Origin of the sequence: Lysinibacillus sp. 38-6 (assembly GCF_046245175.1) — a bacterium.
Taxonomy (GTDB): domain Bacteria; phylum Bacillota; class Bacilli; order Bacillales_A; family Planococcaceae; genus Lysinibacillus.
In genome coordinates this window covers 2,673,358-2,692,993 of sequence record NZ_CP176417.1, presented here as the reverse complement: position 1 = coordinate 2,692,993, position 19,636 = coordinate 2,673,358, and the positions used below count along the sequence as shown (strand labels likewise).

The 19,636-nt window shown below is 39.3% G+C and carries 19 protein-coding genes; 15 read left to right on the top strand and 4 right to left on the bottom strand.

Annotated features, from left to right (window positions below):
* Nucleotides 1-665: 665 nt before the first annotated feature.
* Nucleotides 666-1,055 (bottom strand): helix-turn-helix transcriptional regulator, encoded by a 390-nt coding sequence (locus ACKVEV_RS13920; RefSeq protein WP_340822280.1) that lies wholly within the window; start codon nt 1,053-1,055, stop codon nt 666-668.
* Between the two features lie 214 nt (nt 1,056-1,269).
* Between ACKVEV_RS13920 and ACKVEV_RS13915 the strand changes: the two genes are divergently transcribed.
* Complete coding sequence (locus ACKVEV_RS13915; RefSeq protein WP_409366970.1) at nt 1,270-1,899, top strand: restriction endonuclease subunit S; 630 nt, start codon at nt 1,270-1,272, stop codon at nt 1,897-1,899.
* Nucleotides 1,900-1,970: 71 nt separating this feature from the next.
* Here the strand turns inward: ACKVEV_RS13915 and ACKVEV_RS13910 are convergent, their stop codons facing one another.
* Nucleotides 1,971-3,659 carry a ribonuclease J gene (locus ACKVEV_RS13910; protein WP_409366969.1) on the bottom strand — a complete coding sequence of 563 codons (1,689 nt, stop codon included), beginning with the start codon at nt 3,657-3,659 and terminating at the stop codon, nt 1,971-1,973.
* Nucleotides 3,660-3,787: 128 nt separating this feature from the next.
* Between ACKVEV_RS13910 and ACKVEV_RS13905 the strand changes: the two genes are divergently transcribed.
* From ACKVEV_RS13905 to ACKVEV_RS13885, 5 genes are all read left to right on the top strand, one after another.
* Nucleotides 3,788-4,033: a hypothetical protein gene (locus ACKVEV_RS13905; RefSeq protein WP_409366968.1), complete on the top strand. Its 246-nt coding sequence runs from the start codon at nt 3,788-3,790 to the stop codon at nt 4,031-4,033.
* 86 nt (nt 4,034-4,119) lie between these two features.
* A complete protein-coding gene (locus ACKVEV_RS13900; RefSeq protein WP_402927966.1) occupies nt 4,120-4,329 on the top strand; it encodes a hypothetical protein in 210 nt (69 codons plus the stop codon).
* 17 nt (nt 4,330-4,346) lie between these two features.
* The gene (locus tag ACKVEV_RS13895; protein WP_409366967.1) at nt 4,347-4,541 is read left to right on the top strand and encodes a gamma-type small acid-soluble spore protein; all 195 of its coding nucleotides are present in this window, start codon (nt 4,347-4,349) and stop codon (nt 4,539-4,541) included.
* An 80-nt stretch (nt 4,542-4,621) separates the two neighbouring features.
* Complete coding sequence (locus tag ACKVEV_RS13890) at nt 4,622-4,804, top strand: cysteine-rich CWC family protein (RefSeq protein ID WP_409366966.1); 183 nt, start codon at nt 4,622-4,624, stop codon at nt 4,802-4,804.
* A gap of 94 nt (nt 4,805-4,898) precedes the next feature.
* Nucleotides 4,899-5,477, top strand: a complete 579-nt coding sequence (locus ACKVEV_RS13885) for a DUF305 domain-containing protein (protein ID WP_409366965.1) — start codon at nt 4,899-4,901, stop codon at nt 5,475-5,477.
* Nucleotides 5,478-5,644: 167 nt separating this feature from the next.
* On the opposite strand, the gene ACKVEV_RS13880 is transcribed toward ACKVEV_RS13885, so the two are convergent.
* On the bottom strand, nt 5,645-5,926 hold the full coding sequence (locus ACKVEV_RS13880; RefSeq protein ID WP_409366964.1) for a hypothetical protein: 282 nt from the start codon (nt 5,924-5,926) through the stop codon (nt 5,645-5,647).
* A complete protein-coding gene (locus ACKVEV_RS13875; RefSeq protein WP_409370558.1) occupies nt 5,926-6,537 on the bottom strand; it encodes a metallophosphoesterase family protein in 612 nt (203 codons plus the stop codon). The genes ACKVEV_RS13880 and ACKVEV_RS13875 overlap by 1 nt, the downstream gene beginning before the upstream one ends.
* A gap of 235 nt (nt 6,538-6,772) precedes the next feature.
* Between ACKVEV_RS13875 and ACKVEV_RS13870 the strand changes: the two genes are divergently transcribed.
* The 9 genes from ACKVEV_RS13870 (at nt 6,773) to ACKVEV_RS13830 (ending at nt 19,584) form a co-directional block, all read left to right on the top strand.
* Entirely contained in the window at nt 6,773-8,269 is a 1,497-nt protein-coding gene (locus tag ACKVEV_RS13870; RefSeq protein ID WP_409370557.1) for a class I adenylate-forming enzyme family protein, read from the top strand.
* Nucleotides 8,270-8,426: 157 nt separating this feature from the next.
* Nucleotides 8,427-9,410, top strand: coding sequence for a C39 family peptidase (locus ACKVEV_RS13865; protein WP_409366963.1), 984 nt, complete (start codon nt 8,427-8,429; stop codon nt 9,408-9,410).
* A gap of 91 nt (nt 9,411-9,501) precedes the next feature.
* Nucleotides 9,502-10,728 carry an ATP-grasp domain-containing protein gene (locus tag ACKVEV_RS13860; protein WP_409366962.1) on the top strand — a complete coding sequence of 409 codons (1,227 nt, stop codon included), beginning with the start codon at nt 9,502-9,504 and terminating at the stop codon, nt 10,726-10,728.
* Nucleotides 10,728-11,429 carry an aspartate/glutamate racemase family protein gene (locus tag ACKVEV_RS13855; protein WP_409366961.1) on the top strand — a complete coding sequence of 234 codons (702 nt, stop codon included), beginning with the start codon at nt 10,728-10,730 and terminating at the stop codon, nt 11,427-11,429. The genes ACKVEV_RS13860 and ACKVEV_RS13855 overlap by 1 nt, the downstream gene beginning before the upstream one ends.
* A gap of 131 nt (nt 11,430-11,560) precedes the next feature.
* A complete protein-coding gene (locus ACKVEV_RS13850; RefSeq protein ID WP_409366960.1) occupies nt 11,561-12,709 on the top strand; it encodes a DEAD/DEAH box helicase in 1,149 nt (382 codons plus the stop codon).
* A 1-nt stretch (nt 12,710) separates the two neighbouring features.
* Nucleotides 12,711-13,940: an aminopeptidase gene (locus ACKVEV_RS13845; RefSeq protein WP_409366959.1), complete on the top strand. Its 1,230-nt coding sequence runs from the start codon at nt 12,711-12,713 to the stop codon at nt 13,938-13,940.
* 25 nt (nt 13,941-13,965) lie between these two features.
* Nucleotides 13,966-14,931 carry an SGNH/GDSL hydrolase family protein gene (locus ACKVEV_RS13840; RefSeq protein ID WP_409366958.1) on the top strand — a complete coding sequence of 322 codons (966 nt, stop codon included), beginning with the start codon at nt 13,966-13,968 and terminating at the stop codon, nt 14,929-14,931.
* 418 nt (nt 14,932-15,349) lie between these two features.
* Nucleotides 15,350-16,507, top strand: a complete 1,158-nt coding sequence (locus ACKVEV_RS13835; RefSeq protein WP_409366957.1) for an exonuclease SbcCD subunit D — start codon at nt 15,350-15,352, stop codon at nt 16,505-16,507.
* Nucleotides 16,504-19,584: an AAA family ATPase gene (locus ACKVEV_RS13830; protein ID WP_409366956.1), complete on the top strand. Its 3,081-nt coding sequence runs from the start codon at nt 16,504-16,506 to the stop codon at nt 19,582-19,584. The genes ACKVEV_RS13835 and ACKVEV_RS13830 overlap by 4 nt, the downstream gene beginning before the upstream one ends.
* Nucleotides 19,585-19,636 lie beyond the last annotated feature (52 nt).

Sequence of the window (19,636 nt, the reverse complement as noted above, 5' to 3'; positions counted from 1 at the left end):
TTTTCCTTTGTTAGTTTAGAATGCAACGCATAGAAATTGTATGAGTGACTGGTACACCGCATAGCCTCATGGCATAAGAGTAGTAGCTCCTAAAGCGGAAAAATCCACTTCGCTTTCCGCGGGCACACACGTAAGCCGCAACCCTCGCTACCGCGCGGCTTGTTGCGTCTTACGCTGTGTGCGTTCCCGCAGGAGTCTACGTGGATTTTTCCTTTGTTAGTTTAGAAATGCAACGCATAGAATGAGTGACTGGCACACCGTATAACCTAGGCATAAGAGTAGTAGCTCCTAAAACGGAAAAATTCACTTCGCTTTCCGCTCAGCACAGTAAGCCGCAACCCTCGCTATCGCGCGGCTAGTTGCGTCTTACGCTGTGTGCGTTCCCGCATGAGCCTACGTGGATTTATCCTTTGTTAGTTTAATGCAACGCATAGAAATTGTGTGAGTGACTGGCACTCATAAATTAGCAGATACAAAACTTTGTGATTGAAGTGAAGGGTTGCTCGACTCCTGCGGGAACAGCGTGAGACTTAAGACCCCGCACGTAGCGCAGCGAAGGAGGAGGCTTAAGCCACGCCCGCGGAAAGCGAGCAACCCGTAACGGAAATCTACTAATACTGTGAAAGTTGCATGTAAGTCACGTCTATAGTCAAACAGCTCCAATGTTATTCAACATTGGAGCTGTTTTTCTTTGATTGCGCATCGATTGTATTGAGGAAATCTCTTGTGATGCGTACTACGTATTTTACTTCGTCTAAATTGCGCTCGCGTAATAATGAGCGATGAATGTCGAGCATAAGATTTTTTTCTTCAATATCAGTTACACCCGATAATCGTTGAAAATTAAAAAGTTCTTCAGGTGCAATATCTAACGCTTTCATAAGCAACTCTAAAGTACTTAACGTAATATTAGATTGACCGTGCTCAATATTTGAAATGCGACCTTTGCTAAAACCTAACTTCCCCGTTCTCTCTGCTACTTCTTCTTGACTAAGCCCTTTGGAAACTCTAATGATACGGAGTTGTTCACCTACTAGCTTTAAAAAGTCTGACATATCATTCACCTCTATGTAAAAAGCTAGTGAAAAACAATGAAAATGCATATACCATTAAAGTTATATAATGTAGATAATGTTACATTAAAATGGTACAATAATCATTATAAAAATGCTCAACAAGGGGATTTATAGTATTTTGCCATATAATCTGCCGTTTTTACTTTAGTTGCAAGCGATTTTTAAGCTCTTGAAGAATGGAGGATCTAACGTGTTGGAGCGTTATAGATTAGATGAAATTGCTCTTATTGTAGCTAGTTTAACAACACCTCATATTTCAAATGGCTCAAATAAAGGTCAGCCATTCATTACAGCGGAAAATTTAAACTGGTTGGCACTTGACGGGGATATTCATCAGTTACCGAAATTAAACGATACAAAATGTGCAAAAGTACCAGCAAAAACAATTATTCTCGCTAAAAATGACGTAGGACAGGCGAAAAAATATATTTTTCAATGCCAACAAGAAGTGTATATAGCCAATGATCTTGTTGCCATTATTCCGAATGAATCCATTATTTTAAGCGATTATTTATATTTCTTTCTCCATTGGTATCAGCCGACCTCAGACTGGACTCGATTGCATCACATTATGTTAGATATACCTGCAATGGAAGTGCAAACGAACATCGCCCAGCTTTTAAAAACAAGCCAACTTTTATTGAAAAATAAACACGCATTGCTTGCGGTTGTAGAGGAGCTACCACAACATATACAAAATATTGCTAAGCAAACAGAACAACATACTCGCCATTTAAATTACGGATTTGATCAACTACAAACGTTTTATCAGGTGGCACTACATAAAATTTTTACTGGAGAGCTATATCAAATAAAGCCATGACTTCACAAAAAAAAGCAAGTCGGTGTGTCAAAGTAAGACTTCCACCGACTTGTTAGCAGTTAACGTCTGAATTAAACTTCAATAATAATAGGCAATATCATCGGTTTGCGTTTAGTTTGAGAAAAAAGATATTGGCCGACCGCTTTTTTAATTTCCCGTCTTAAAACAAATAGTTGTTGTTTGTTGTCTCCTTGGAGTTCGCTAATGGTTGCTTTTACAACTTCATTCACTTTATTCAGCAAATCCTCTGACTCCTTTGCATAAACAAACCCTCGCGATGTTGTATCAGGCTCTAAAATAATAGAACCATCACTCTTACTTAGCGTTAACACGATGACGAGCATACCGTCCTCAGATAGCTGTTTACGATCGCGTAATACAATGCCTTCAACCTCACCAATGCCAATACCATCCACATACGTATCACCAGATGGAATTTTCCTTGTTTGTCTTGCTTTGGATTTTTCAATATCGACAACATCCCCATTTTTGATAATGAAGGTATGTCCTCTTTTAACACCGACCGATTCCGCTAACAAACGGTGTTGATGCAGCATGCGGAACTCTCCATGTATCGGTATAAAAAACGTTGGTTTCATCAGCGTCAGCATTAGCTTTAAATCTTCTTGATAACCATGTCCAGAAACATGCATACCTGTATGACTAGATGAGCCATAAATAACTTTTGCGCCAAGCTGGAATAAATTATCGACGATTCGTGACACTCCTTTTTCATTACCTGGGATTGGAGAGGAGGCTAAAATAACTGTATCGTCTTGTAAAATTTTCACCTCGCGATGATTGCCGCTAGCTAAACGAGAAAGTGCCGCCAGTGGTTCGCCTTGGCTCCCTGTACATAACACGACAACTTCTTCTGGTGGTAGATATTTCACTTCACGGGCATCCAGTAAAAAATCATCAGGGATCGTTAAATAGCCTCGCTCTAATGCCACATCTACAACATTGACCATACTGCGCCCTAGCAATGCCAGTTTACGATTCGTTGCAAGGGTGGCATCTACAATTTGCTGAATGCGATTCACATTGGAAGCAAAAGTGGAAATGACAATTTTACGTTCGGCTTGATGAAATGCTTCCTCGATATGATGCCCTACAAGTTTTTCTGATGGTGTTAAGCCTGGTCGTTCAGCATTGGTACTTTCTGATATTAAGAGCAATACCCCTTTAGAGCCAATATCCGCCATCTTGTGGATATCTGCAAACTGATTATTGACAGGTGTTAAATCAAACTTAAAGTCCCCTGTGTGCACAACATTACCTTCTGGTGTATGAAAAACAATGCCTAAACAGTCCGGTATACTATGATTTGTTCGGAAGAAACTAACATCGATCTGTCCAAAATTTAAAGCAGAGTCAGAGCGAATTTCGATTAAATCGGTTTCTCTTAGAAGTTTATGCTCCTTTAGTTTTAATTCAATTAACCCTAATGTAAAACGCGTCGCATAAATGGGCACATTTAATTTCTTTAAAAGATACGGAATACCACCTATATGATCTTCATGACCATGCGTTACAATTAAACCTTTAATTTTATCTTTATTTTCTTGTAAGTAGGTAATATCAGGGATAATCAAATCAATGCCTAATAGGCTTTCATCTGGAAACTTCGCCCCACAATCGACAATTAACAAATCGTTTGCGTATTGGATTACATACATATTTTTACCGATTTCGTTAATGCCCCCGAGAGCAAAAATGGATAATGCGTTAGTTGATGCGTTCAATTTCAAAACCTCCATTTAAACGTAGTACGATAAAATTTAGTATTTCTCATGTTTGCAATCTTATACTGTCTAGAGAGTTGATTTTAGGATGATAAAAACAACAATTGGATAACATAAAGGCATTAATGGAGGAGCTGCTTAAAATGAGAGAATTTAAAATCACCTATTTCTTTGATGAAAATCATTATGTTCGGAGATTTATTCATATTGAATCGCAAGAAAAAGCACAACAGTTAGTAAAAAGCGAGCGCGATCAATTTATCGCCTTTACAGATAGCAGAGGAATCTATCATGAATTGCATACAAGGAATGTTCGCGTTATTCAAGTTTCTGAATATCATCGGGTCGATAAAACAAGCAAGAAAAGTACAGAAGCTTATGCACATTAAAAATGCGAAAGGAACAATTTATTGTTGAAAAAGAACACATAATCTATGCATGTTGACACACATTAACGATAAAGGAGTGTGACAACATGAATAAAGAAAATATACCACCTGAGAAAAGAATGTTTATGAACTTATCAAGTAAAGACAAGCCAGATATGGTTGATTCGGATACAATTAGTATTTTTGATTTGCATGAAGATATGCAAACGGTCGATATTATCCCTATTGGGGAACTGAATAAAAGAGTACAAAGAGAAGGCGATGAGCTAATTGAACTTCAGCCCGATGAATTGTAGAAGGAGATGAATAGCATATGAATGAAGAACAGCTAACAGCCTCTGGTACGAATATTAATGAAGTCAAACGTAAAAATGCAGAAGCGGGTTTATCCTATAACGAAGTAAAAGAGCTTTTAGCAAAAACGGGTGGGCATGGTACAGCTAAATATAGTGATACCAACAGTGAAGAAGTGAAGGCGGATATTAATCAATCATGGCGTAATCAGTGATACTGTAGGAGTGCGAAAATAAATGTATTTCGTACTCCTTTTATTGTACAGTACAATCAGTGTAGAAAGGGGGGAATGAAGTGCAAACTAAAAAACAGTGCTGTCCTTTATGTGGGAATGAAAATCATTGTGGAGTCGCGGAAGGTCAACAGACATGTTGGTGTATGAAGGAAAAGTTTCCTGAAGATCTAATAGAAAGCGTATCTCAAGAACGTAATATGTGCATTTGTCCACATTGTTTACATACATATAAAAACATCTAGCTTTCTCTGTTTTATTATCTTGATATTCGATGGTACAAATGTCTATCGCACAACAACCTACGGGGCATACATTACTCTGAAAGGAGTGTGTCTAATGATTAAACCAATTCCACTTAGTATTGTAACCCAGGCATATTTAGAGGAAAACAAAAGAATAATCAATAAGATGATGCAAGGCATGACCTATGTAACAATAACATGTAGCATATCTGAAAACTTCATCAAACAAATGATTCCATACAATATAGCAGCCATAAGAATGTCAGAAAATGTGCTGCAATATACAACAATTATTCCTGTTCAAGATTTAGCACTAGAAGTGATAAAAACACATACTGAGTTAGTAGAAAGTCTCGAAGCAATACAAAACAGATGTTGTATCGTACAAAATACAGAATATGAATTATACGAATATATGTGTACTTTTAAAGAAATTGCTGAAACGATGTTCCAAACATTATGCTCACCACCAACCTCTAATAGTATCAATATCAATTATCTTCAAGATATGATTATTCACCATCAAGCAGGTGTACGCTTCGTGCAAAACGTTCAACGATTCTGCATATGCCAAGAGCTAATTCCAATTCTTCAATGCATGTTGCAAACATTATGTTGCCAACTTGAAGAAATGAAAAAGTTACTGGATGCGCTACAAGATTGTGAATGTTAAAAAATAAAAACGCTAAAATTGTCCGCAATTTTAGCGTTTTTATTTTGTAGTATCGTGCCGGAAGCATTCCATAGTATTAGCTTCAATCTCCTCGTTATTTTGCTTAATGCTCATCCACTGGAATTGCCATTCTCGACGACTATTAAAGGCTTCATTTTTAAAAATGATTAGACCGGTGAGAGAAAATGGGATAGAAAGCTAAATTCTACTTGCGGCGTAAATAATAAATTAGTAGGTGCTACAAGTTGATTGAAGTGGAAGGCGCGACACTCCAGCAGGAACAGCACGAGCTGAAAATCCATTTTTGCGGCGAACCCGCCGCAAAAATTAGTTGAAGCCGTGCCTGCGGAAAGGGAGCGCCTGGAACGGAAATCAACGTGCACTAACTGTACATGGAAAAGGTGTGTGCCCGCAGAAAGCACCGTCGCAGCGGACATCAACGTTATCATTAAATACCCACTGCATCCTTTCCATCGAAGGACGAGGCGCACATAAAAGTGACTGTTCGCTTGTCACTATCGTAGAGGCACCATTCACGGTGATCAACTACAGAACCGACATTGATACGATATTGCTTTGCTTGTAACGCAATCGGTTGTCCAAAATGAATACGAATCGGCAACTTTTTATTTTGACGGTAAATGCCTGATTCATGGCTATGTCCGAAAAAAAGCAGTTGCTGATCAATGGCTGGGAACTTAGGTTGCCAAGCAACGCTCCATTGGAATTGATGTCCATGAATAAGCATTGCCCCATCGATATCCATCGTTTCAGGCAATGCAACAAAGCGCTCGATGCCTGTAACATGTGTAATACGTTCTTCTTGATTACCGCGAATTGATGGGAATGTCAGTAGATTTTCAAAATCTTGTTCAATAACGGCGGCCTTTTGCAAAGGTAAGCCAGATATTGTTTTTGCTTTTTTCTTACTTACTGTACATTCATATAAATCGCCTAAACCTATGATTACAGCATTTTTTGCTGTTTGTTGTATATGAGCTAACACTGCTTTTGTATCAGCAATATTAGAATGTAAATCTCCTAAAAGTGCATACAGCATTCTAATCATGCCTTTCTTTAACAAATAATTTTTACAAGTATCATACACCTAACAGAATTTGATAGAAAAGTAATATGTATAAGAATATTTTGTGACATAGCTTACATATTTTGAATGTAGGCAAAAATTGCTTACCAAAAGCTAGATTGATAAAATAAGTGTTGTAATCTGAATTTTCTGATTTATAAGCAAGTTCTATACTAACTAGTCACAAAAAAATAAAAGGGGGTTTATGATGAAGATGTTTATGACGGATGTTTTACAAAACTATGCTACACAGCAAGCGAATGCAACTGCTACAGTTTATGAAGACAAACAGCTGACGTATAGTGAATTTTATCAGTATAGTGAACGCTTTGCTGCGTATTTACAACAACAGGGCTATGAAAGAAACGATGTCATTGCGTTATATACACTTAATTCCGATTTATTTTTAATTGCTTATATCGGTATTCAACTGGCTGGCTTTGTTGCGATGCCTATTAATACAAAGCTTAGCGCACGAGAGGTTGACTTTATTGTCAGCCATTCACAAGCGAAAGGGCTTATTTATGACGAAAGAATAGAAGAACTACTAGCGGATGTTCCGTATGCATTTCAATATGTAATCAGTTTAAAGAACATGCTAGATATTATTGAAAACGATGCGGGACAGAGACAGCCCGTACAGTTACAAGCGGATGATACGGCAGTGGTGATGTATACGTCTGGGACAACAGGAAAGCCAAAAGGGGTCATGCTAACGCATCAAAATATTGCATCGGCAGCCGCTATTTGGTCAGCATCGATGAATATGACGCCGGAGGACAGCATGTTTATTTGTACACCATTGTTTCATTGTGCAGGGCTGCATGTCTTTGCTATGCCGATGTTCTATCAAGGTGGAACTGTCATTATCGAGGAGAGCTTTTCGCCGAAAAATACGTTACAACAGCTTGCCAAAACACGTGCCACGATTTTCTTTGGTGTGCCTGCCATGTACACGATGTTATTAAATACACCAGGTTTTAAGGATCATACCTTTGAGGAGTTACGTCTATTATGTTACGGTGCAGCCCCGATGCCGTATGAGCTTGTAAAACAGGTGAAAGAAGCATTGCCAAATGTAAAAGTGCAAAATTTATATGGCCAAACAGAAAATACGCCGGCTGCTACATCGCTTTTGGACGCTGATGCATTGACGAAAATCGGTTCTGTCGGCAAGCCGTTAGCACAGACAGAAGTTCGTGTAGTAGATAGTCTTGGTGAAGCTGTGCCTGCAGGTGAAGTAGGGGAAATTTGTGTGAAAGGGCCACAGGTGATGAAAGGGTATTTACGCAATGAGCAAGAGACGGCTCGAACAATTCGTGACGGTTGGCTTTATTCCGGCGATTTGGGACGCTTCGATGATGAAGGTTACTTATATATCGTGGATCGTAAAAAGGATATGATTATTCGCGGCGGTGAAAATATTTATCCCATTGAAATTGAAGAAGTGCTATATCAACTGCCGGAAATTTTAGAAGCAGCAGTAGTTGGCTTGCCACATGAAGTCTATGGAGAAGTGCCAAAAGCATTTGTCGTCTTAAAGGAAGGAAAGCTACTAGATGAAGAATCTATTTTAGCCTATTGTCTTTCACAGCTTGCAAAATATAAAGTACCCTATGAAATTGAATTTCTAGCACAATTACCACGTAATGCGTCAGGCAAGGTATTAAAGCATACGCTGCGTCCTAAAGTAACAACATCTTAACTAAAGTATATTGTGCTAGATTTTTGTCTAATCCTTGAAAAGTAGCAGGATAAAATAGGAACACCTATTAAATTAGCGTATAATAAAACTATGACAAATTGTAAAAATAGAATAGAAGATAATGTATTTTTCTAATGAGATAGGAGCGGAATTTGTCTTGTGGAGTGATTATAAACGTCTTTTAATAGTTAGTATTATGATTATCATGCTACTTTCTGGTTGTAATCAATTTACACAGCAAAGTCGACCAAAAAACCAAATAACTGTTTTGACGGTAGAATTTAATAGTGGTGCACCGATTCCAAGTCTCTTTATTACAATGACAGATACGGAGACCGGTAAGAAAGTTGAAGAAGCAATCGGCTCAGAAGAGGGAGAGGCTACTTTTTCAAATCTTGTAGATGGCAGGGAATATACGATTATGGCAACAACACATAATAGCCAAGGTGACGATGGCTATACGACAATTGAAAAATTTACGTATGATGAGACGAAACCGTATTTTCGACTGCAAACACATGCCTCAAGAGCAGAGCAGGAGCTTGCTGTCCCAGTGGTTATGCAAAAACCTGAGCTTCCTCAAGGTTGTGAAATTACCGCACTAACGGCTGTTTTAAATTATTACGGCATGAATATATCAAAGCTTGAAATGGCGGATAACTATTTGCCTAAACAAAATATTTACACATCAGGTGGTCAACGTTACGGTCCAAACCCTAGTGTTGCGTATGCTGGAAATCCGCGTGATAAGGCAAATGGCATGTACGTCTATGCCGCACCAATTGTCAAAGCTGCCCAAGCCGCAATTGCAGATAAGCAGGCAAACTTGCGTGTAACGGATATGAGCGGGGCATCACAGCGTGATATTTTAGAGCTCGTAGACGAGGGTGTGCCGGTTGTCGTATGGGTTACATTGGATTTATCGACACCGAAAACAACGCCCAATAAAGGGTGGGTGTATGAAGGAGAAACGGTGAAACGTGATGCATACTTAAACTTGCATGCCGTCGTATTGACGGGGCATTCCAATGAGCAAGTGGTCGTTATGGACCCATTACAGGGCAATGTTTCTTATAATGTAGATGATCTTTTTAAGAGCTATCAGGAGCTAAATATGCAGGCTGTTGCGGTTCATAAATAAGAAGTGGCACAAGTTTCTTATGTTGGCGTGCAGTTTTGCTAGCACAAAAATATGTTACACTAATAAAAAAAGCTAAAGTGAGTTGAGTAGAATGGCCATTGAGCACGCTTTTTTACCAGTTTTATTGGGCGATGAAATGAATGCTTACGGCATGGCGCGAGCATTTTACGAGTCCTATGGCGTCAAACCACTAGCATTAAATCATACGAATATGGAAAAAATTCAACACAGTGATTTATTATATTTTCGAGAAGTACCAAGATTGCATATTGAAGAGCGCTTTGTTGTTGCCTTAAAAGCAATCGCAGAGGAGTTTTCAGATAAGAAATTATTGCTTTTAGCTTGTGATGAGTTTTATGTAAAGAAAATTGTGCATTATAAAGAGGACTTGGCGAGTCATTATATTATTCCCTATGTGGATGCACCACTTGCCAACCAATTATTAACGCGGGAAAGTATGTATCAGCTTTGTGCACAATATGGTTTCCATTATCCTGCCATGCAGGTTTGTACGGTAAATGATTATGAGCAATTGCAGACAGTTGACTATCCCATTGTCATTAAGCCGATGAATATGACGAAGTACGCAAGTTGTATTTTCCCAGGTAAGAAAAAGGTCTATATTGCACAAAATGAAGAAGAAAAAGAGGCTATTTTCCACGCAATCTATAAAGAATCGGCCTATCGTGATGATATGATGATTCAACAATATATTCCGGGTGAAGATGCCAATATGCGTGTTGTAAATGCTTATGTTGGACAAGATCACAAAGTCAAGCTACTATCTGTAGGGAACCCGATTTTAGAAGAACATTCACCAGAGGGAATTGGGCGTTATGTTGCCATTATGACGACGTACGACAAGGAACTAATGGATGGTGTTAAAACGTTCCTAGAAGCAGTGGAATTCCAAGGCTTTGCCACATTTGATATGAAATATGATGAACGTGATGGGCATTATAAGCTATTGAGTATTGAACTACATAATGAACTATCGAATTATTATGTGACGGCAAGCGGCTATAATTTAATGCAATATGTAGCGGATGATTATATTCGTGGAAGTAAACAGCAGCTGACATATGTGCAGAACAAGCATCTTTGGACGATCGTACCAAATGGTGTATTATTTAAATACGTAGTAAATGAACAGCTTGTGATGGAAGCGAAGAGCCTCATTCGTCAAGGTTTAGCAACGGATTCTATTTTCAATTATAAAGATATGAATGCGAAACGTTGGTTGAATGTAACGCTTGATAATTTAAGCTTTTATCGCAAATATAAGAAATATTTTAACAACAAAGGTCTGTCTAACTAATGAAAAAACAAACTTTAGGTATAATAGGTGGTGTCGGTCCACTTGCAACAATGTTTATCGGCGAAATGATTGTCAGACGTACAAAGGCAATAAAGGATCAGGAGCATGTTCATACCATTATTGATAATGATACAAATATTCCTGATCGCACGGCTTTTATTTTAGATAACTCAAAGGAAAATCCTGTCCCAGTGTTAATTGAGGATGCCAAAAAGTTAGCTTCTGTTGGAGCAAATTTAATTGCCATTCCGTGCAATACAGCGCATACTTTTTATGATGAAATTGCACAAGGATCGCCCATTCCTGTGTTGCATATGATTCGGGAAACGGCTAAGCGTGCACATGATTTAGGCGCAAAACGTGTCGGAATTTTAGCTACAACAGGGACGTTAACATCACGCATGTATCAAGATGCATTAGAGGAATTCGACATAACACCAGTAGTACCAGATGATGCAATGAAAGAACAAGTGATGTCGATTATTTACGACTATGTGAAAGCGGGCAAGGATGTCACAAAGGAAGATTGGCTGCCTATTGAGGAAGCCATGTTAGCTTTAAATTGTGACCGTATCGTGCTAGGCTGTACAGAGTTATCAATCGTTAATCGAGATTTAAAATTAAGTGACAAATATATTGATTCATTAATCGTGTTAGCTGAATGTGCTATTTTAGCATGCGGCTATGAATTAGTGGAGTAGCATTTTGGCTCACCTGTTGTAAAAGGTGAGCTTTTTCAATACATGTCTACTCAATCATAAAGAAGGAAAATGCTTGTACACAGCTAGTATGTTAAACTAATGTCAAGCAGGATAATAAGGTGGGAATTAACATGTCAGTTATTAATTTATTAAAAGAAGAATTACAAGCAAAATGGAACTTTGAAGAACCAATGAAAATTCAAGAGGAAATGATTCCGGCAATGCTCGAAGGAAAAGATATTGTTGCAGAATCACCGACAGGCTCAGGGAAAACATTGGCTTATGTGTTACCTTTATTGAATAAAGTAAACGGTGCGAAAAAACAAACACAAGGGCTGATTGTTGCGCCGTCTCAAGAATTAGCTATGCAAATCGTTGAGGTTATTCGTGAATGGACAGCCGGTTCGGATATTACCGTACAACAGCTTATTGGTGGTGCAAACTCTGCACGTCAAATCGAGAAGTTAAAGAAAAAACCAACAATCGTCGTAGGTACTCCAGGTCGTCTCAATGAATTAGCGCGTGCGGGTAAATTAAAATTAAAAGAAATTGAAACGGTTATTTTAGACGAATGCGATCAGCTACTAAGCCGCGAGTATCGTGTTGTCGTAAAATCATTTATCGAAGGATCAGCATTTGGTCGTCAAGTAGTAGTTGTTTCTGCCACAATTACGGAAGAAATTGAATTAGTTGCGAGCCGTATGATGTTTGAGCCATTACGCGTGAAAATTAAACCAGAGGACATGGTGAAGTTTGGGAAAGTTGTCCACTCATTCGTTAAAGTGGAAGAACGCGATAAAACAGACTTCCTCCGTCGATTATCACATACAGAAGATTTACGTGCCCTTGCTTTCGTTAATAATATCGATCAATTATTAATGAAAGAAACAAAGCTACAATATCGTTCAGCACCAATTGTGACATTACATTCTGACATGAAAAAAGAAGAACGTAAAAAAGCATTAGATGCATTCCGTAAAGGCGAAGCGCGCGTATTAATCGCCACAGATATTGCGGCACGTGGTTTAGATATTGCCGGTTTAACACATGTTATTCATGTCGATGTGCCACGTACAATCGAACAGTACTTGCATCGTTCTGGACGTACTGGTCGTGCAGGGGCAGATGGTGAAGTCTTAACATTGTTATCGTACCACGATGAAAAAACGTATAAAAAGTGGACACGTGAAATTCCAGGCAAACCTGTGCAGAAGGTATGGCACGATGGCAAGCTAGTAGAAGGTAATTCAAAAACAATTGGGCAAAAGCGAGGGAACTAATATGACATTTGAAGAAAAATTACGAGCATATGCAGAGCTAGCAGTAAAGGTTGGTGTCAATATTCAACCAGGGCAATACTTATTAGTGAATACATCGATCGATGCATTGGATTTTGCTCGTTTAGTGGTGAAGGAGGCATACAAAGCTGGCGCAGGCCGTGTTCATGTTAATTTTTCAGATGATGAAATGGACCGTGCTTTTTTCGAACATGCTTCGGAAGAGGAATTTAATCGTTACCCACAATGGATAGTGAAAATGCGTGATGAACTAATTGAACGCAAAGGCGCGTTATTGTGGATAGATGCTGCGGATCCAGATAAATTAAGCGGTATTCCTACGGAGCGTTTAGCTACCTTCCAAAAGGTATCTGGCGCTGCCTTGAAAAACTATCGTAATGCTGTTATGAAAGATTTGATTGCTTGGTCTATCATAGCCGTCCCTTCAGCAAAGTGGGCAGGCAAAGTATTCCCGGATTTAGCAGTCGAAAAACAAGTTCCCGCACTTTGGGAAGCCATCTTTAAAACAGTGCGTATTGGGGAAGGAAACGCAGTTGAAAACTGGCGTACGCATGTAGCAAATTTAGAATCAAGAGCAGCTTTATTGAACGACAAAAAGTATACAAAACTGCACTATACTGCTCCTGGTACGGACTTAACAATCGCGTTAGCACCTCAGCATAAATGGCTGACTGGTGGTAGCAAAACACCTGATGGTACGATTTTTATCGCCAATATGCCAACAGAAGAAGTATATACGTTGCCAATGAAACAAGGTATTAATGGCTATGTAAGTAATACAAAACCATTAGTTTACCAAGGCAATATTATTGATGGCTTTAAGCTTACTTTTGAAGAAGGTAAAATTATTGATGCTAAAGCTGAAGTGGGACATGATTTATTGCAAGAGTTAATTACAGTGGATGAGGGCTCTAGTTATTTAGGAGAGGTAGCACTTGTGCCACACGAATCGCCAATTTCTGCTTCTGAGATATTATATTTCAATACATTGTTTGATGAGAATGCTTCAAACCATTTAGCTATTGGAGAAGCATATCCAACTTGTTTAGAAGGTGGAAGAGATTTAGAGGCTGGTCAACTGGAAGCTTTAGGTGCAAATATTTCTGTGACACATGAGGACTTTATGATTGGTAGCGGCGACATGGATATTGATGGTATTTTAGCGGATGGCACTGTAGAGCCAATATTCCGTAAAGGTAGCTGGGCTTTTTAATATCGAATAGAGATGAGGTGAGCAGATGAAACGACTATTGAGCCTAGTAAGTATAACTGTGCTTTCGTTGACACTTGGTGTTTCATCTGCTTTTGCTCGTACTGAAAATTATGTGGCGCTTGGCGATTCTTTAGCGGCAGGTCAAACGCCGTATCAGGAAATTGATGCAGGCTATAGTGATTTGATTGCCATGCGTTTAGGGAAGATGGGGCAACTGAGTCACTATACAAAAGAGCTTGCTTTTCCAGGCTACACAACAGCGGATGTTTTAGCGCGAGTAAGATCAGAAGAAGCAAGTGCATTATTAGCCAATGCAACACTGATTACGATTTCAGCAGGTGCCAATGATTTACTACGTCTTGTGCAAGTTAACCCATCTGCGGGTACTTTAGTGTTTTCACAGCTTCAGGTAGATTTTGCGTTAAATTTAGCGCGTAAAAATATGGCGGAATTGTTAGCTGAGGTAAAAGTGCGTGCTCCTCATGCCCAAGTGTATGTTATGGGCTATTATTTCGCTTATCCAAATGTCCATGCAACACAAAAGGTCGGCACGAATGACCAGCTAGTGAAGTTAAATACGTTATTGCAGCAGCAAGCTGAGCAGACAGGCATGACTTATGTACATGTTTACGATGCCTTTGGAATGCAAGCTACAGACTACTTACCGAATGGTGCAGATGTCCATCCGAATTTTGAAGGCTATCGTCAAATGGCCAATGCCTTTTTAAAAGTGTATAGCGGTAGTGATCAGTTAGCGATTTCCGCGGCAGAGTTACCTAAGCCTAAGCCAATGACATTTCAGGAAATATTGGAACAACAGGCACAATTTAAGGAACAGGCAGTAGAAGACACAAAAGAGGAAGTTGCAGTCGTCAGAAACATTCAGGGCTTTATTGGCTATGCTACGTTTATGGAAAAAGTAAAAGCCAATCAGCCCTTACAAGCACAAAATCTAGCACACCAACCAGTGCAAAGCGTTGTCATGAAGTAAAAAACTATGCTAAGTATCTGAACCGACCTAAATTAGCGGCGGTTCAAGTAACTTAGCATGTTTTTTTATTTAAGAGTGCCAAATTTAAGAGTGCCAGGCACTGAAACAATTCTGAAAATTGACAGTAAGATATTTTAATATGCAATTAAAGATCCACGAAGACCCCTGCTGAGAACAACTCAAGCTGAAAGGCGCAACAAACAGCGCTAGCGGGGGATGTGGCTTACGCTGTGCACACGGAAAGCGAAGTGGATTTTTTTCGAAATAGAAAATTGGAATATGCCAGGTCTCCATGCTAAGAGCCACATACCAAGTGCCAGGCACCGAAACAATTCTGAATAGTACGAGTGCCAGTCACTGAAACAATTTAGTTTGAAGGCATGATAAAATATAAGAAAAAGACAGGAGGGCAAATACAATGAAATTATTCCATACAGCCGATTGGCATTTGGGTAAGCTTGTACAAGGGATGTATATGACTGAGGATCAACGCTATATTTTACAGCAATTTTTACAAGCCATTGATAAAGAAAAACCTGATGCCATTATTGTAGCAGGTGATTTATATGATCGCTCTATGCCACCTGTAGAGGCGGTTAACTTACTGAATGACGTGTTGGCAGAGATTGTACTGGAAAAGAAAATTCCGGTGTTAGCAGTAGCGGGTAATCATGATAGTGCAGGGCGATTAAACTTTGGTAGCCGAGTAATGCGCGATAGTGGGTTACATATCGTAGGGCAATTCTCAAAAGAACATGCCCCCATTATTCTAACTGACGAGTTCGGCGAGGTCCATTTTCATCTTGTGCCGTTTGCGGAGCCTGCTTCAGTGCGTACCATTTTAGAAGACGAAACGATTCAGTCACACCAAGATGCCATGCAAAAAATCATCGCCCATATTCAACAAACAATGGATACAACAAAGCGTAATGTTTTTATTGGACATGCCTTTGTAACGAAATACGGTCATGAAGAAGCAAACACAAGTGATTCAGAGCGCCCGCTATCAATTGGTGGTTCTGATTGTGTCGATGCTGCACTATTTGAACCGTTTAACTACACAGCACTAGGCCATCTGCATAAAGCGCACTTTGTCCAAAACGAAACGATTCGCTATGCTGGCTCACCGTTGAAATATTCACTGTCTGAGCATTTACATGAAAAAGGTTTTTTAATTGTAGAACTAGATGCAAGTGGCACAGTAGAAGTCAAAAAACAAAAACTAGTGCCAAGACGTGATTTAAGAGTAGTAGAAGGGTCGATGGATGAACTATTAAAACTACCGCCATGTGAAGATTATGTTTTTGTGCGCTTAACGGATACGACACCAGTCGCTTCACCGATGGAGCGAATTCGTACAGTATTTCCACATGCAATGCATATAGAGCGTAAGGCGTCACGCGTGCAGGCTGCTCAAGACATACAAGTAGTTGACACGGAAAAAGTAGAGGATATTGATTTATTCCGTGGATTTTACGCCAATATTGTAGGAGATCAACCTGATTCGGATACGGAGCGTTTATTTGTAGAAATGTTACAAGAGTTATTAGAAGAGGAACGGGAGGCAGTGCGATGAAACCACTTAAGTTAACCATTACTGCTTTCGGTCCCTACAAACAGACAGAAGTGATCGATTTTCAACAGCTTGGTGACTATCGATTATTCGCTATATCAGGGAAAACAGGTGCTGGGAAAACAACTATTTTTGATGCCATTTGCTATGCGCTTTATGGTTCAGGAAGCGGAGAAGATCGTCAGGATACTGCGATGCTACGAAGCGGTTTTGCAGCTGATGACGTTTATACCGCAGTTGAATTAGTGTTTGAAATGCATGGCAAAGTTTATCAAATTGTTCGGCAACCGGGTCATATTAAAGCAAAAAATAAAAGTGTGACAGGGAAAAAAGTTGAATTAGCCGAAATAAAGGAAGATAAATTTGACTTTAGTATTGTAGAAAAGCAACAAACAAATGAAGTAGACAAAAAGCTGCTAGAAATTATAGGGCTAACAAAAGATCAGTTTAGTCAAATTGTGATGTTGCCACAGGGAGAGTTTCGCAAGCTTTTAACTTCGGATTCTACGAATAAAGAAGTAATCTTACGCAAAATTTTTAAAACAGACCGTTTTAGTGCAATGACCAAAAAATTAGATGCAAAACGAAAAGAAGCCGAAAAAGATTTAGAACGTGCGCAACAATTAAAAGAGCATTTACTTGGTCAAATTGCAGGTGCTTTACCGCCGCGCAATTCTACACTGTTTACTTGTATCAGCCATAATACCGACAATATGTATCAGCTGAAAAATGCCCTTGAAGAAGAGCAATTTTTCTATAATGCAAGCATACAAACGGAACAGCTACGCTACGATGAAGCTTTAGCGCATCATCAAAAAGAACAAGATTATTATAGTATGGCTAAGGCACTCAATGAGCAATTTGAGCAACAAGCTCAACGACAAGCGCGCCTGCAATTATTATTACAAGAACAACCATTGTACACAGCGAAGGAGCAGGAAATTAAATTAGCTGAGCAAGCAGAACGACTTATGTTGCTTGAACAACAATGTGTGGATTTACGGGCAGAGCAAAATCGTAAGGAACAACTATATCAACAAGCATCAACAGCGCATGAAAATGCGGTGGCACAGTTGAAAGTTGCGCAACAATTGTATGCGGAGGAAGAAGCGAAAGAGCCTGAGCGTCAGCACATAGCGCAACAGGAAATGCAACTAGTAGCACTATTGCCGAAATATGAAACATTTGAGCACAATCAGCAACAATTAGAAATCATTGAACAGCTGGTCTTAACGGCGAAACGGGCAGTAGCTGATAATATGGCTATATTAGAAAAAGAGCAAAGCCAACATCAGCAATTAATAGCAACAATTGAATCCTATGAAAAACAAATGGAGCCTTATGCAGAGTATTTAGAAAGGCTACCTATTCTTAAAGAACAAGTAACTTTATTAGCCAAAGCTGAAAAATATGAGCGGGCGATTGAACAAAGTGAGCAAGCTGTTCATCTAGCACTACAACAATTCCAAGAAAGTAAAAAGGCTCTGCAAATAAAAGAGCAACAATGGATTTCCGGCCAGGCTAGTATTTTAGCAGCTAAGTTAAAAGACGGTGATCCTTGCCCGGTTTGTGGCAGCACAACACATCAATTAGCACATAACGAACCAATGGCGGTTGTTGATGAAGTGGCGCTAGAATCGATACGAGCTACGGTCAATGCGAATGAGCGTAAGTATTTGGAACAAGAAGCGACATTAAAAACGACTAAACAATTGCTGCAAGATGTGAACGAACAACTACAGGCTCATCACATTTCAATAGCAGAGCGACTAGAACTTTCTACATCTTTACAGTTTGTTGAACAACAAGTCGCAGTTTTGAAAATCGTCCAAAATCAACTGTCTGTTGCTCGAGCAAAACTAAAAGGCCATGTCGATCAAAATGAACACCTACAACAAAAACAAATACGATTAGAGCAACATTTCGCTGAGCAGTCTAATGAATTAATAAAACAGCAAGCGATCGTAGAAGAACAGCAAAAGCATATTCCTGAAGATGTGCAGTCATTACAAGCATTAAAGCAAATCATTGCAGATGTCGGGAAGCAAAAGCTCGCACTACAAACAGCATGGCACACATGCCAGCAAAACTTGCAGGTGGCACAGGAAGCAAGCAATAAGGCAGTGATGACGGAAGAACTGGCTAAAAAAGCATATGAGGAATTGCAAAACACTCTTAATGATAAGCGTGAGCAGTTTTTAGTTAGTATGAACAATGTTGGTTTTGCAAGCTATGAAGAATATGCTACTGCAAAGCGTAGTGTTGCACAAATTGAGGATTTACGTACCGCATGTCGAGAATATGCCTTACAACTTCATTCTTTACAGCAACAACTGGCAGATGGAGCAAAGCATCTGGAAGGCAAAGAAAAGCAAGATTTAGCAATGTTAGAAGAAAAGCTTGAAGTGCTGCGTATTACTTACGAAGAAGCGTTTAAAACATTACAACAGACGCAAAGCTATGCCAAAGCATGTGCTGACTTTATCGTTAAAGTGGAGGAAACGGCACAAGAAATAAATGTGCTTGAAAAAGAAGCGGGTCGTGTAAAGGAACTTTATACTTTGTTAAATGGTCAAAATCCGAAAAAACTTTCCTTTGAGCGGTATATTCAAATTAGTTATTTAGATAAGATTACGGCGGCGGCCAATATTCGTTTATTCCATTTATCGAATGGACAATTTGAATTGCGACGTTCCGATCGATTAGAGAAGCATGCAAAGCAAAGTGGGCTAGGGCTGGATGTTTATGATGCCTATACAGACCAATTAAGAGATGTTAAAACATTATCCGGCGGAGAAAAGTTCAATGCATCATTAAGTCTTGCCTTAGGTATGGCGGATGTCATCCAAAGCTTCCAAGGCAATATCCGAATCGAAACCATGTTTATTGACGAGGGCTTTGGCTCTTTAGATGAGGAAGCCTTAAATAAAGCCATTGACACACTGATTGATTTACAAGACTCAGGCAGAATGATAGGCGTCATTTCACATGTAGCCGAATTAAAAGCTGCCATGCCAGCAGTGTTACATGTCGAAAAAACGTTAAGCGGCCATAGTACAACGCATTTTGAAGTAAAGTAAGTGCCAGGCACTGAAACAATTCTGAATTTTGATAGCGCGCTGAGCCACGAGA

Bases quoted from the DNA above. Each gene is read 5' to 3' on its own strand.
- ACKVEV_RS13860 (WP_409366962.1), top strand. From the start codon at position 9,502: ATGGCCATTGAGCACGCTTTTTTACCAGTTTTATTGGGCGATGAAATG.
- ACKVEV_RS13830 (WP_409366956.1), top strand. From the start codon at position 16,504: ATGAAACCACTTAAGTTAACCATTACTGCTTTCGGTCCCTACAAACAG.
- ACKVEV_RS13835 (WP_409366957.1), top strand. From the start codon at position 15,350: ATGAAATTATTCCATACAGCCGATTGGCATTTGGGTAAGCTTGTACAA.
- ACKVEV_RS13895 (WP_409366967.1), top strand. From the start codon at position 4,347: ATGAATGAAGAACAGCTAACAGCCTCTGGTACGAATATTAATGAAGTC.
- ACKVEV_RS13850 (WP_409366960.1), top strand. From the start codon at position 11,561: ATGTCAGTTATTAATTTATTAAAAGAAGAATTACAAGCAAAATGGAAC.
- ACKVEV_RS13910 (WP_409366969.1), bottom strand. From the start codon at position 3,659: ATGGAGGTTTTGAAATTGAACGCATCAACTAACGCATTATCCATTTTT.
- ACKVEV_RS13885 (WP_409366965.1), top strand. From the start codon at position 4,899: ATGATTAAACCAATTCCACTTAGTATTGTAACCCAGGCATATTTAGAG.
- ACKVEV_RS13870 (WP_409370557.1), top strand. From the start codon at position 6,773: ATGAAGATGTTTATGACGGATGTTTTACAAAACTATGCTACACAGCAA.
- ACKVEV_RS13900 (WP_402927966.1), top strand. From the start codon at position 4,120: ATGAATAAAGAAAATATACCACCTGAGAAAAGAATGTTTATGAACTTA.
- ACKVEV_RS13840 (WP_409366958.1), top strand. From the start codon at position 13,966: ATGAAACGACTATTGAGCCTAGTAAGTATAACTGTGCTTTCGTTGACA.
- ACKVEV_RS13845 (WP_409366959.1), top strand. From the start codon at position 12,711: ATGACATTTGAAGAAAAATTACGAGCATATGCAGAGCTAGCAGTAAAG.
- ACKVEV_RS13905 (WP_409366968.1), top strand. From the start codon at position 3,788: ATGAGAGAATTTAAAATCACCTATTTCTTTGATGAAAATCATTATGTT.
- ACKVEV_RS13880 (WP_409366964.1), bottom strand. From the start codon at position 5,926: ATGATAACGTTGATGTCCGCTGCGACGGTGCTTTCTGCGGGCACACAC.
- ACKVEV_RS13875 (WP_409370558.1), bottom strand. From the start codon at position 6,537: ATGCTGTATGCACTTTTAGGAGATTTACATTCTAATATTGCTGATACA.
- ACKVEV_RS13920 (WP_340822280.1), bottom strand. From the start codon at position 1,055: ATGTCAGACTTTTTAAAGCTAGTAGGTGAACAACTCCGTATCATTAGA.
- ACKVEV_RS13855 (WP_409366961.1), top strand. From the start codon at position 10,728: ATGAAAAAACAAACTTTAGGTATAATAGGTGGTGTCGGTCCACTTGCA.